At 60.5% G+C, this 13,300-nt stretch carries 12 protein-coding genes and 1 pseudogene; all 13 read left to right on the top strand.

Annotated features, from left to right (window positions below):
* Window positions 1-4 precede the first annotated feature (4 nt).
* A complete protein-coding gene (locus EDE09_RS18265; protein ID WP_132412195.1) occupies window positions 5-667 on the top strand; it encodes a conjugal transfer protein TrbF in 663 nt (220 codons plus the stop codon).
* A 17-nt stretch (window positions 668-684) separates the two neighbouring features.
* A complete protein-coding gene (trbG, locus tag EDE09_RS18260; protein ID WP_132412193.1) occupies window positions 685-1,539 on the top strand; it encodes a P-type conjugative transfer protein TrbG in 855 nt (284 codons plus the stop codon).
* The gene (gene trbH / locus EDE09_RS18255) at window positions 1,539-2,018 is read left to right on the top strand and encodes a conjugal transfer protein TrbH (RefSeq protein ID WP_132412191.1); all 480 of its coding nucleotides are present in this window, start codon (window positions 1,539-1,541) and stop codon (window positions 2,016-2,018) included. Before trbG ends, trbH begins: the two co-directional genes overlap by 1 nt.
* Before the next feature lie 12 nt (window positions 2,019-2,030).
* Entirely contained in the window at window positions 2,031-3,338 is a 1,308-nt protein-coding gene (trbI, locus tag EDE09_RS18250) for an IncP-type conjugal transfer protein TrbI (protein WP_132412189.1), read from the top strand.
* A 476-nt stretch (window positions 3,339-3,814) separates the two neighbouring features.
* A pseudogene (locus tag EDE09_RS18240) lies at window positions 3,815-3,976 on the top strand (PfkB family carbohydrate kinase); the annotation flags it as partial.
* Between the two features lie 243 nt (window positions 3,977-4,219).
* Window positions 4,220-5,191 carry a TIM barrel protein gene (locus tag EDE09_RS18235; RefSeq protein ID WP_165924222.1) on the top strand — a complete coding sequence of 324 codons (972 nt, stop codon included), beginning with the start codon at window positions 4,220-4,222 and terminating at the stop codon, window positions 5,189-5,191.
* Between the two features lie 92 nt (window positions 5,192-5,283).
* Window positions 5,284-6,348, top strand: a complete 1,065-nt coding sequence (locus tag EDE09_RS18230) for a substrate-binding domain-containing protein (RefSeq protein ID WP_132412185.1) — start codon at window positions 5,284-5,286, stop codon at window positions 6,346-6,348.
* 64 nt (window positions 6,349-6,412) lie between these two features.
* The gene (locus tag EDE09_RS18225; RefSeq protein WP_132412247.1) at window positions 6,413-7,951 is read left to right on the top strand and encodes a sugar ABC transporter ATP-binding protein; all 1,539 of its coding nucleotides are present in this window, start codon (window positions 6,413-6,415) and stop codon (window positions 7,949-7,951) included.
* 17 nt (window positions 7,952-7,968) lie between these two features.
* Window positions 7,969-8,940 carry an ABC transporter permease gene (locus EDE09_RS18220; RefSeq protein ID WP_132412183.1) on the top strand — a complete coding sequence of 324 codons (972 nt, stop codon included), beginning with the start codon at window positions 7,969-7,971 and terminating at the stop codon, window positions 8,938-8,940.
* Between the two features lie 9 nt (window positions 8,941-8,949).
* Window positions 8,950-9,825, top strand: coding sequence for a MurR/RpiR family transcriptional regulator (locus EDE09_RS18215; protein WP_132412181.1), 876 nt, complete (start codon window positions 8,950-8,952; stop codon window positions 9,823-9,825).
* Window positions 9,822-10,718 carry a ribokinase gene (locus EDE09_RS18210; protein WP_132412179.1) on the top strand — a complete coding sequence of 299 codons (897 nt, stop codon included), beginning with the start codon at window positions 9,822-9,824 and terminating at the stop codon, window positions 10,716-10,718. Before EDE09_RS18215 ends, EDE09_RS18210 begins: the two co-directional genes overlap by 4 nt.
* 410 nt (window positions 10,719-11,128) lie before the next feature.
* Window positions 11,129-12,220, top strand: a complete 1,092-nt coding sequence (locus EDE09_RS18205; protein ID WP_132412177.1) for a LacI family DNA-binding transcriptional regulator — start codon at window positions 11,129-11,131, stop codon at window positions 12,218-12,220.
* A 110-nt stretch (window positions 12,221-12,330) separates the two neighbouring features.
* On the top strand, window positions 12,331-13,278 hold the full coding sequence (locus EDE09_RS18200) for an ABC transporter substrate-binding protein (RefSeq protein ID WP_132412175.1): 948 nt from the start codon (window positions 12,331-12,333) through the stop codon (window positions 13,276-13,278).
* Window positions 13,279-13,300: the final 22 nt, after the last annotated feature.

The raw sequence follows: 13,300 nt of genomic DNA, 5'->3' as shown, positions 1-13,300 counted from the left end.
CAGAATGGCCGGACAGAATGTTCCAGATAATCCCTACATCGCCGCGCGCAACGAATGGAACGAGCGTTATGGCTCGTACGTCAAAGCGGCAGCCGCGTGGCGCGTCGTCGGCATAGCCGGAATGACCATGGCCGTTGTCGGCTTTGGTTATGCGCTCTACCAGAGCACCCAGGTCAAGCTGATCCCGTATATTGTCGAAGTCGACAAGCTCGGCACATCAGTCAATGCCGGCTTCCCGCAGCAAATTGAGTATGCCGATCCGCGCGTGGTGCGCGCGACACTCGGCAGCTTCGTGTCGAACTTCCGATCCGTCACGCCGGATGCGGTGGTGCAGAAGCAATACATCGACCGAACCTATGGGCTGCTGCGCACCTCCGATCCCGCCACGGAAAAGGTCAACGCCTGGTTTCGCTCGAATTCGCCGTTTGAGAAGGCGAAGAACGCGACGGTGGCAATCGAGGTCAACAACATCGTCGCGTTGTCGAACCAGAGCTACCAGATCGACTGGACCGAGTTCGAACGAGATCGCCGCGGCAAGGAGACCGCCTCGCGCCGCTTCCGTGGCATCGCCACCGTGACGCTGACGCCGCCTCAGGACGAGGGCGTCATCCGCCTCAATCCCATCGGTCTCTATCTCCGCGACTTCGACTGGACCGCGCAGCTTTGAAAGGCATGGCTCCCAACATGAACATACGACACTTCAGAATGCGGGCCAGGCTGACTGCGAGCGCAGCCATGCTGCTCATTTCCCCCGTGATGGGTTTCGCGCCCTCCCACGCAGTTGCCGCTGATGGAGTCACTGCGAACGAGGCGAAGGGTATGGGCATCTCGACACAATGGCGCGGAAGCCGCGGCCTCGTGACGAAAGGAGCGGATGGAAAGGTCATTTTCCTCTATGGCGAAGTGCAGCCGTCCGTCGTCTGCTCACCGTTGCAGGTCTGCGACATCGAGCTTCAGGGCGGCGAGGTCGTTCGCGACGTTCTCGTCGGTGATACCGTACGCTGGAAAGTAGAGCCTGCAACCTCTGGAGCGGCGGGAGGGCAGGCGATCCACCTGATCGTCAAGCCGTCGGAGCCGGGTTTGGTCACGTCGATGGTCGTGACGACGTCGCGGCGGACCTATCACATCCAGCTGAAATCGCATGCCACGCAGTACATGGCGCGCGTCGGCTTTGAGTATCCCGAGGACGTCTCGGCAAAGCTTGCCGACGTCAACGCGCGGCTGGAAGCCAGCACGAGCCTCGGCGCCGGCGTTCCGGCGGAGCAATTGAGCTTTGCCTATTCCGTCTCGGGCAGCGCCGGCTGGCGGCCGACGCGGGTCTACTCGGATGGACAAAAGACCTACATCCAGTTTCCGCGGTCGATCTCCGGGCAGGATGCACCGGTTCTCTTCGTCGTCTCCGGCGGCCAGAACCGCATCGTCAACTATCGCATGAAGAGCGACATGATGGTGGTCGACTATAATATCGATCGTGCTGTCCTTGTCTCGGGCGTTGGTTGGAAACAGCAGAAGGTGACGATCAGCAGGGGAGGGCGGTGATGCTGAACCCCCTTCGCCAAAGCCCGAACCGCCGCGGCCCCTTCCGCCACCTTGCTGCCGCCTGCGTCCTCGCGATCCTTCTGCCCGGATGCCAGTCGATGGACAGCGGGGCTCTCATCACCAGCGCGGCAACGCCTGGGGTTTCCGGACCAGCGGCGAACGCCATTGCGGGCGATATGGTCAGCCGCCTTGCCGAACAGATCGGACAGGGGAAGGCGACCGTTGCGCTCAAACAGGATGGCTCTCCGTTCGGAGAGGCGCTTGAAGCAGCGTTGAAAGGTTGGGGCTATGCCGTTGCCACCGACCAAAAAACGGAAAGCAAAGCCGTCATCGTTCCGCTCGCCTATGTCATCGTGCCCCACGACGGCCAGGTGCTCGCGCGGCTTTCCACGAGCAGTGTCGAACTCGGTCGCGCCTACACAGTGACGACATCAGGTGCGACACCGGCAAGCGCACTGTCGCTGATGCGGCGCGGGTGAAGGAGAAACATCATGGTGCAGTCTCTTAAGCTTGGTGGCGCCGCGAACAGTCAGGCCGCGCCCGGCATCAAGCGGGTGAACCGTCTGCCGGTCATCGTTGTGATTGTGCTGTTGCTAGCCTTTCTCGGAATCATCTTCTTTGGCCTCGCCTCTCGCGGGCTTTACTTCGGCAAGGATAGCGGTCCGGGCACCAGTTCGGGCAATCCGGCCTCGACCTATGCCGACCAGATCAAGCGGGGCGTCACCGACGGCATTATTGGCGAGCCACAGCCGCAGACGACGTTCCAGCCGACGCCAGTCGAGACGAAGCAAGCCGAAGAGAAGGCGGCCAATCCGTTCACGCAGCCCGGAGAGACACAAGAGCAACCGCACGGATCGGAACTGGAGCCGGAAGAGGTGTGGCGGGCGCGTCTGGGCCGTGAGCAACAGGAGCAGGTTTTGCGCGAGCAGCAGCGTCAGCGGATGGCCCGCATGCAGGCGCGGGCCTCCGCCTATGACGCGCCGCTTGCCATCGATCGCGGCAAGCTGGAAGTAAGGTCGGAAAAAGATGAGAACGCCGCGTCCCGAATGACAACGACAGCCGCCACGAACGGAAGCGCGTCCGATGTGTATGCCGCAGCCTTGCGTGCCGGTCTGAACGGACAAAACGTCGATCCAAACGGACAGAGCTCCAAAGAAGACTTCTTTAATGCCGACCTCAAGGATCTCGGCTATCTGCCGAACCGCGTCGTGCCGCAGCAGTCCCTTTACGAACTGAAACGCGGCTCTGTTATTCCGGCGACATTGATAACAGGTATCAATTCGGACCTGCCAGGGCGTATTACCGCGCAAGTCAGCCAGAACGTCTATGATAGTGCGACCGGTCATCGCCTGTTGATCCCGCAGGGCACGAAACTGTTCGGCCGTTACGACAGCAAGGTGGCGTTCGGCCAAAGCCGCGTGCTCGTCGTCTGGTCAGACATCATCTTTCCGAACGGCTCGACGCTGCAGATCGGCGGCATGGCCGGCACGGACGCGCAGGGTTACAGTGGCTTCAGTGACAAGGCGAACAACCACTATCTTAAAACCTTCGGCTCGGCGGTCATGATCGCGCTGATCGGGACGGGCATCGACATGGCCGTGCCTCAGAGCTCGACGCTTGCCACGCAGGATACGGCATCCGACGCAGCAAGGCGCAATTTCGCAGAAACGTTTGGGCGAGTTGCTGATCGTACCATCCAACGGAATATGGATGTGCAGCCGACGTTGGAGATCCGACCGGGCTACAAATTCAATGTCCTCGTGGATCAGGACGTCGTATTTCCAGGCCAATATCGTTGAAGAGCGCAGATGAATGTCAACTAACTCATTCTCCTAGGCACTTGCGACGGGTAGAGGCCGCCCCCCCGCAATCTCCCTGATTTCGTGGACCAGTGATTTGTTTTTCTTAGGCTGGATGGTTCCAATCCTTTCAAGGGGAACTAATCGATTGGGAGTGTCGCCTCCTTCATTGACCTTGTGAGACAAACGCGTCCGTCGTCAACTGGTCGCGGGCGCTTCTTCGCGGGAGTGGCCCGACGAGATACCGGACAGCATCTTCGCCTGCGATGTGAAGTTCGGCACCTTTCAAGGCTCATTTAGAATTCGGGAAAGCTGCACCGTGAACTCCCGGCCAGGATTGGTCCCGATTTCAAAGCGCTCCTCATAAACCTCGAAAAACAAGTTCTGCCGCCTGCGTGATCGAGCGAGATCCGCCGAGGCCAAAGCCTTTGGTAGCTCGGCCAAGGTGACCTCGGTGCAATAAGAAGGCGCGCCACGATGCTTTCGTCGGTGGTTTTGCGGCGGCACTTGCACGGGGTGCTGCCCCGCTCGATGCCGTCCGGTTCGGCGGTGCCACGGCCGGTATCGCCGTCACACGGCGCGGAACCGCCCCCGCAATGCCCACGCTGGCCGAGATCGAGGCGGTGATGGCGGGCTGACGCTGCCCTTCCGCTGGCGCCAAAGAGAGAAAAGTTCAGGGGGCCTTTTCTAGGTCCAAGCGGCGATGGCTGCCCATACTCTGGCGGCCGCTTTCGCACGTTCGCATACTGCCGGAAACATCGAAAACTACGCGTCCGCTACAACGAATTGATGCACTGCACACCATTTATAACTTTACAAGGAAATCGTTTCCTGTGAAGTTAGCTCAACAACGACCGAAGTGAGCCAGACCTGTGACCCAACTGAAATTCGCCACCCGCCTCAATTCTTTTGCTTCGAAGCCACAGGCTGAATGGCCGGATCTTTCCGGCAAGCCAACGATGCTGCAAATGGCGACCCGTGCTGCCAAAGTCGACGGCCTGACCGATCTCGATCTCAACTATCCCGACCATGTTGCCGACGATCCGGCCATTTTGGCCCGCCAAATCGGCGATCTGGGTTTGGCGATCAATGGCTTTGCCATGCGGTATTATACGAATCCGGACTTCAAGATCGGTGCTTTCACCAATCCTGATCCGGCGGTTCGCCGCGAGGCAATCGACCTGACAAAGAAGGGCATCGACGCGACACGCGCAGCCGGAAGCAATTTGATGACGCTGTGGCTTGGCCAGGACGGCTTCGATTATGCGTTTCAGGCAGATTACCGCGCGCTGTGGCAATACGAGGTAGACGGAATTCGTGAAGTTTGCAGCCATGATCCGGACTGCCAGATCAGCATCGAATACAAGCCGAACGAACCTCGTTCCTACAGCCTGATGCCCGATGCGGCAACGACGCTGTTGGCCATCAAGGACGTCGACATGCCCAATCTCGGCGTGACGTTGGACTTCGCCCACGTGCTCTATGCCGACGAGCAGCCGGCCTTTGCTGCAGCGCTGATTGCCCGTTACAGCCGCGTTCTCGGCGTGCACCTCAATGACGGCTATGCCAAGCGCGACGACGGGTTGATGGTCGGTGCGGTGCATACCCAGCAGACGATCGAGCTGCTGCGGCAGATCCGCAAGGACGGCTACGGCGGCGCAATCTATTTCGACACGTTCCCCGATATGACCGGCCTTGATCCGGTCCACGAATGCGAGGTGAACATCCAGACCGTCAAGCGCATGCTGAAGGTTGTGGATCGCCTCGAGCAGGACAATCGCCTTTCGGGCGCGATTGACCGACAGGACGCCGTTTCAGCGCAGGCTGTCATCCAGGAACTGATGCTCGGCTGAGCCGCTTGAACGCCGAAATTCTCGACATTCGAAACCTTTGCAACCAAAGGCACGCCGAAGGCGTGTCGATCGACACCATCCGGGAGGAACCGATGAAGACCTTTTTGAAGACGACCCTGGCTGCCGGCGTCGCCGCCAGCTTCTTGTTCGGCGCTGCTTTTGCGCAGGATCTGGCGCCCCTAAATTCCGATACCGAAAAGGACCGGGTGGACTGGTCGGAACTCGAAGCCAAGCTCGGGGCGTTCCCCAAGCTTCCCGAGGGTACCAAGGCCGGCGCCGTGTCCAAGACACTAACCAACGAATACTGGCGGTCGCTTGGTGAAGGCTACGAATCTTTCGGGAAGAAGGCCGGCGTTCCCGTCACCTATCAGGCTGCGCAAAGCGAGGGAGACCAGCTCGGCCAGTTGACCATCGCCGAAGGCCTGATCACACAGGGGTATGACGTCCTGCTCGTCTCGCCCCAGACCGATGCCAACCTGCAGCCGGTCATCGAACAGGCTAAGGCCGCCAACATCCCGGTCGTCAACGTCAATGACGCGGTCATCCCGCAGGCCGAGCACTATGTCGGCAACGTCCAGCGCGATAATGGTGTGCGCGTCGCCAAGTGGTTCATTAAAAACCGCCCCGAAGGCGGCAAAGTGGCGATTGTCGAAGGTCAGGCCGGTGTCTACGCTGCCGTCCAGCGCACCGACGGCTTCAAATCGACCATCAGCGAAGGCGGCAAGTTCAAGGTCGTCGCGAGCGTTCCTGGAAACTGGGACCGCCAGACATCCTATGATGCGGCGACCAACATCCTCAACCAGCATCCCGATCTTGTAGGCTTCTATGCCAACAATGACGGCATGGCGCTCGGTATCGTGGAAGCGGTCAAGGCCGCCGGTCTTGCCGGCAAGGTCGCAGTATTCGGCACGGACGGGATTTCCGACGCCTATACCTCGATCAAGGCTGGCGAACTGACCGGAACGGTCGACAGCTTCCCGGTGCTGACAGGCGAAGTCGCGCTGGAAACGGCCCTTCGCCTCGTTGCCGGCCAGAAGCTGCCGCGCGTCGTCGCCACCCCGCAGGCCCTGATCACCGCAGACAACCTCAGCCGTTACCAGGGCGAGGGCGTCGATGTCCGCGCCGTGCTGATGGAAGACGCCAAAGCTGCCAAGTAACGAACATCCAAGCGGATGCCGTCCTCACTGGGCCGGCATCCGCATTACTGGAGGGGGTGGAATGATGACGCCGCGACTGAGATTTGAGATGATCTGCAAGAGCTTTCCCGGTGTTAACGCGCTGACGGATGTCTCATTCGACGTTGCGCCTGGCGAAATCCACGGGCTTCTCGGCGAAAACGGTGCTGGAAAGTCCACATTGCTCCGTATCCTTTCGGGCGTGTACCGCCCGACCTCGGGAACGGTCTTGGTGGATGGCCAGAGCGTGGCCTTCAAGAAGCCGATGGATGCTGGCGAGGCGGGCATCGCTATGATTCACCAGGAATTGCAGCAGGTGCCGCATTTGAGCGTCGCCCAGAACATGTTTCTTGGTCATTCATTGACCCGTATGGGCGGCTTGGTCGTGGCGCGCCGCGAGCAGGAGGCGCGCGCCGCTGAAGCCCTGTCAATGATCGATAAAAGCATCGACCCTTCAGCCCCGATCTCCTCTCTCAAGGTAGCGCAACGCCAGATCGTCGAGATCGGCCGCGCGCTGCTCGACAAGGCGAAGGTGATCGCCATGGACGAGCCGACCTCGAGCCTGACCCCGAGCGAGTTTGATCGTCTGGCTGAAGTGATCGCCAGCCTGTCGGCAAGCGGCGTCTCGATCATTTACGTCTCCCACAAGATGGATGAAGTGTTCCGCATATGCCAGCGCGCCAGCGTCATGCGCGATGGCAAGCTGGTCGGCATCGTCGATCTCAAAGCAGCGTCGGAAAAGGACGTGATCGCCATGATGGTCGGGCGTGAACTGATGCAGGAGGAACACAACTCCTTTGTCACTGATACGGTCAAGCTTGAAGCGAAGAACTTGTCCTCCGCCACGAAGATCAGCGATGTCTCGTTTACCCTGCACAAGGGCGAAGTGCTCGGCATTGCCGGTCTGGTCGGTTCCGGGCGCACGGAACTGCTGCGGCTTCTGGCGGGTGCCGATCGTCTGAGCGCCGGTTCTATCGCCATTGACGGCAAGGCTATGAGCTTTTACAGCCCCCGGGATGCGATTGCTGCCGGGATCGGCCTGGTACCGGAGGAGCGCAAGCGGGAAGGGATCATTCCCTTGCGTCCGGTCAGCACCAACATGGCACTCGCTTCGCTCGCGAGCTTTTCGTTTGGCGGCATGATCAGCACAGACAAGCTTCGCGCGACTGCGCAAGATCTGCTGAAGCGCGTCAATCTGCGGCCGTTCCAGCTCGATCGCCCCATCCGGCTGTTCAGCGGCGGCAACCAGCAGAAGGCGATCATCGCCCGCTGGCTGGCGGCGAAATCGCAGATCCTTCTGTTCGACGAGCCGACGCGCGGCATCGATGTCGGCGCCAAGTCGGAAATCTACCATCTGATCGAGGATCTCGCCCGCGAGGGCCACTCTATCATCGTCGTTTCCTCTGAACTGCCGGAAGTCATCCGGCTTTCCGACCGCGTGCTGGTCATGCGGGAAGGCCAGATAGCCGCCGACATTCCACGCGATGAACTGACCGAAAGCGCGATTGTCGCACATGCCTTTCCAGGGGCCATTCCAGGGGCGAATGCCGATGCGGCTGATGCCCGCACTGCGCGGCCCAAGTGAACCAGATAGGACACTCCATGACGCTCCCTTCGACTGACACGTCCGCGCCGGCATTCCGCCGCTTCTCGTTTTCGATCCGGGATGCCGGAACCCTGGTTGGCCTCGTCGTCATCATCGCGGTGTTCGCCACACTCGTTCCGGGCTTCCTGTCCGAGCGCAACCTCGTCAACATCCTCCAGCAGTCGAGCATCAATGCGTGCTTGGCGCTCGGCATGACGCTGGTCATTATCTCGGGCGGCATCGATCTGTCGGTCGGCCCGACGGCCGCGATCTCCGCCGTCATCACGGCGACGCTGTTGCTTGGCGGAACGCCGATCCCGCTGGCGATTCTCGCGGGTCTGGGCGTTGGCGTCGTCTGCGGTTTCATTAACGGCGCGCTAGTCGCCTATGTCGGCCTGCAGCCCTTTATCGTCACGCTCGGCACGCTCAGCACCTACCGGGCGATCGCGCTGATATACACCGGCGGCAACCCAGTTCTCGGCATTCCGCCGGGCTTCCGCTCGCTCTTCAACGGCAACCTGTTCGGCATTCCGACGCCCGTTCTGATCGTCGCCGTGGTTGCGATTGCAGCCTCCATCCTTCTCAAGAAAACGCCGATCGGCGAATATCTGATGGCTGTTGGCGGCAATGAGGAGGCGGCCTATGTCGCCGGCGTTCCGATCGCCCGCACCAAGATCACGGCCTATGTCATATCGGGCGGTCTGGCGGCGCTCGCATCGCTCATCCTGATCGGCCGTCTCGGCGCGGCCGAACCGATCCTCGGCAATCTTTGGGAGCTCGACGCAATTGCGGCTGCAGCCATCGGCGGTGCCTCGCTGATGGGCGGCAAAGGCAGTATTCTCGGCACCATTCTAGGTGCGATCATCCTTGGCGCGATGCGCAACGGTTTAACCCTGATGAATGTTCAGGCCTTCTATCAACTGCTTGCCACCGGCCTTATAATCCTCGTAGCCATGATGATTGACCGCGCGACGCGCGGGCGGGAATAGGGGACGGGGATGAACACTGAAAGCTTCGACATGAAGGCCGTGGGACCGCGCATCCGGATGATGATGCCGCTCCTGACCCCGCTCGAGGCTAAGGTCGTCGATACCGTTTTCGCCATGCGCGATTTCAGCGACGAGACGTCACTGAAACAGATCGCCGAGGATGCCGGCGTTTCTGAAGCCATGGTGGTCAAGATCACCAAGAAGCTCGGCTTCTCCGGATTCCGCGACTTTCGCTCTGCCGTCAGCCAGTACAACCGCCAGCCAACGGCGGAGATGCATAAGGAACTGTCGGTAGACGATACGTCGCTCGAAATCGTCCAGAAGGTGTTTCGCACTTCGATCCATGCGCTGGAGGAAACACTCGCCATTCTCGATATGGCGGCGTTCGACCGGGCGGCCGATCTGATCCACAAGGCCGCAACCCGCGACTTCTACGGTGTCGGCGGCTCGGCGCAGATTGCTCGTGACGTTGCCCACAAGTTCTTGCGAATCGGCGTGCGCGCCAGCGTCTTTGACGATTCACACCTGATGCTGATGTCTGCCTCGCTTCTGACAGACGGCGATATCGCCATCGGGTTTTCCCATTCCGGCAATACGACCGCCGTCATCGAGGCGATCCAGCTGGCCCGCAGGAACGGCGCGCGTACCATCGCCATTACCAATTACTATTCCTCGGCTCTTGCGCAGTCGGCCGACGTGGTCCTGTGTTCTACGGCGCAAGGCTCGCCGCTGATGGGCGAAAATGCGGCCGCGCGCATTGCCCAGCTCAACATTCTCGATGCGATTTTCGTCGCTGTCGCCCAGCGCGATTATCAGGCAGCGGAACGCAACCTCGAACGCACCATGTCCGCCGTGACATCCAAACGAAAAGATCGCCACCCATGACACCAAAACCCATCGTCACCGTTTTCGGCAGCTTGCATTACGACATCGCAGTCTTCGGCCCGGACCGGCCGCGCAAGGGAGAAACGGTAACGGGGAATTCCTGGCACCCGAAATTCGGCGGCAAGGGCGGCAATCAAGCTGTTTCGGCTGCCCGCACGGGGATCGCGACTTCCATGATCGGGGCGGTCGCGGATGATGACTTCGGTCGTTTTCTCATCTCAAATCTCGATCGCAGGAATGTTGATCGCACCTTTGTTCGACGTGATGCGTTGCAATCTACCGGCATGAGCGTCGCGATTTTCGATGCAGAGGGTGACTACGGTGCCGTGATCGTGTCTGGAAGCAACCTAACACTTGGCGACCACGATGTCCTGGCGGCTGGAGATCTGCTGAGCAGGACGACGATCCTCGTTCTTCAAAACGAGATCCCCGATGCGGCTAACGTTGCGGCGGCAAAGGCCGTCAGGCAGGCCGGTGGTCGTGTGCTGATCAATGCGGCCCCGGCTCGCATTCTGTCGAACGATCTCAAGCAGCTTATCGACATTATCGTCGTCAATGCCATCGAAGCCGAAACGCTGGCGGGAGTGCAGGTTGTTGAGACACTAGAGGGCGCGCTCGAAGCAGCCCGGAAGCTGGCGGCTATCTTCCCGGAAGTCGTGGTGACTGCCGGCGGTGCCGGTGTAGCCTATGCAAACCACGACGGCGAGGAGATCCTCATTGCGGGGATCAAGGTTAAGGTCGAAAGCACTCACGGTGCCGGAGACGAGTTCATTGGCGTCTTGGCTGCGGAACTAGCATCCGGAAAAACAATGAACGACGCGCTTACAAAGGCAAATTTTGACGCTGCAAATTTGGTTGGTACGCCAGAAACGCAGGGCCGGCGCGGAAACTGAGAGAGAACACTGGCGGCCAGTCTTAAGCGACTTAGTCTTTTGCTCCTTCGCAGACGGTCAGTGGTTGATTTTATTGTCGCGGTTGGTGCCCTTGCCGCTGGCGGCAGAAGCGGTCGCATAGTCGACGACCTCCACCTCGTCCCGGCGTCGCGGCAACGGCGGGCGATAGCATCCAGTCCTACGCGATGCCGCGCGCCGGACCCTAGGTGAGCACCCTGTTCAGCAAACGCAATGGCGGTCGCGGCGCCGGTGCCGCTCAAGATGCGCCGGTGATGACCAACTGGGTCTCGCGGGTGGCATGCTTGGCTCCTTTCGTCACCTCCGCTCTTGACTCACCTAAACGTTTAGGTACCATCATAAACGTTTAGGTTATCTAACCGAGGTTGCCTAAACGTTTAGGAGGAGATTAGGTGAGAAAGTCAACTCTGCGCGACGTGAGCCGTGCTACCGGCCTGTCGATCTTCACAGTATCGAAAGCCCTGAACGGCGCCGATAGCGTTTCCGAGCTCAGCCGCGAGCAGGTTCTGAAGGCCGCAAGGGAGCTTGGCTATATTCCGAACCGCGCCGCTCAGGAATTGCGCAAGGCAAGCCGCGATTCCATCGCGGTGGTCACGGCCAGCACCTCCAACTCCTATTACCTGGACTTGATGGCGGGCATCCAACAGATGCTCCAGCCGTCCGACTGGACGGTCGTCGTGGGCGATGTCGCGGTCAACGGCGCATACGATCCCGCGCTTGAGGACCGGATGATCCGCAGGTTGATCGAATCGCGCACGGCGGGAGTGATCTCGACGCTTCGGCTGAGTTCCGACAATACCCAGTTGCTTGAGCGTTGGGGCGTGCCGCTGGTCTTCGTCGACTCCTCGCCGCCGGAGGACAAGCCTTCGCTGCCAAGCGTCACCACCGACAATTACAATGCCAGCCTCATGGTGGGAGAGCATCTTGCCGGCCACGGCTACAAGCGCTGGCTCTTCCTCGTCTATCCGTCGAAATGGACCAGCCGCTTCGATCGTGAACGCGGGATCCGCGATGCGGCGCGTCTTCACGGTACCCATGTCGAGGTCATCGAAAGCGAGAACGATCCGGCATCCGCCTCGGCTGCCTTGGCGGATTATCTGGCGGCGCAGGGTCGCCTGCCGGATGTGCTGATCACAGGCAACACGCCCCTGCTTCTTGGCGCAATGACCCTCATCCGGGAAAGAGCAGTCCGCATTCCCGACGACATGGCTCTGATCGGTTTCGACGAGTTCGCCTGGGCGCCGCTCATCGATCCGCCGGTCACCGTGCTGAACGAGCGCAGCGAGGAGATCGGCCGCGTCGCAGCGCGCACGCTTGCGGCGATCATCAGACGTCAAGCCGAGGCGGAGGCGCGCGGCCAGCCGGCCAATCCGCAATATCTGCCGGAATATCGGCAGCAGGTTCCCGCGGCACTCGTCGTGCGCCGCTCCTGCGGCTGTGGAGGCGGTCCTCATCCATTCGCCGCCAGGGAGGCCTCTCGCTAGGTAGGCGGCGCGGATGGGCCGCCAGGAAAACCGCGGTGAAGGTCGCGGATCAGACAAGAGGAGCGGTGGCGTCACCTCACGGCGGCACTCGGCAGAAGGAGGAGAATGCAATGATATCTCTCAACTATTCGCGTCATCTGGGTTCCGTCGCAATCGGGGCATGCCTGGCTTTGGGGCTGTGCCTTCCAGCCAACGCCCAATCTTCGAAAAAGATCGAAAGCATCGGCCTGATGGTTCAGGACATGTCCAATCCGTTCTTTTCGGCGATGGACCGTGGCGCGAAGCGGGCGGCCCAGGCGATCGGCGCGAAGGTCAACACCCAGGACGCCCAGCTCGACCTTGCCAACCAGAACACGCAGATCGATGCGTTCATCCAGCAGGGTGTCAGCCTGATCGTCATTTCGGCCGTCGATGAGGCGGGTATCGAGCCTGCCATCGCTCGCGCGAAGGAAGCCGGCATCGTCGTAATCGCGGTCGATACGCCGGCAAAAGGCGCCGATGCCGTGGTGATGACGGATGCCGTTCAGGCTGGAGAGAAGTCTTGCGACTATCTCTTCACGAAGCTCGGGGGCAAGGGCAACGTGCTCCTGGTCGATGGCACGCCTATCCAGACCATCATCGACAGGATCAACGGCTGCAAGAACGTCGCCAAGAAGTATCCCGGCATCAAGATCGTCGGCCAGCAGGCTTCCAAGAACGACCGTGCGTCCGGCCTCATGGTGACGACCGACATGCTAACCGCCAACCCTGACGTCAAAGGAATTTTCGGGATGAACGATCCGTCGGCGCTCGGCGCCGTGCTCGCGGTCGAGCAGGCCGGCAAGGCGAGCGAGATTGTCGTGACCGGTGTCGACGGCAGCCCGGAAGGCGTAGCTGAGCTCAAGCGTGAGGGTTCGCCGTTCATTGGCACGGCTACCCAGAACCCCAGAGCCATGGTCGAGCAGGCCGTCAAGATCGCCCAGGAGATGCTGAACGGAAAGCCGCCGGAGGAGAAGACCATTCTCATCCCGAGCGAGCTCGTCACACGGGACAACGTGAACCAGTATCCCGGCTGGTAATCTGAACCATCGACAGCATCAA

The sequence above is a fragment of the Neorhizobium sp. S3-V5DH genome, from assembly GCF_004343065.1.
Lineage (GTDB): Bacteria > Pseudomonadota > Alphaproteobacteria > Rhizobiales > Rhizobiaceae > Neorhizobium > Neorhizobium huautlense.
The sequence above is the reverse complement of the archived record's forward strand: the minus strand, read 5'-3'. Positions and strand labels throughout refer to the sequence as shown.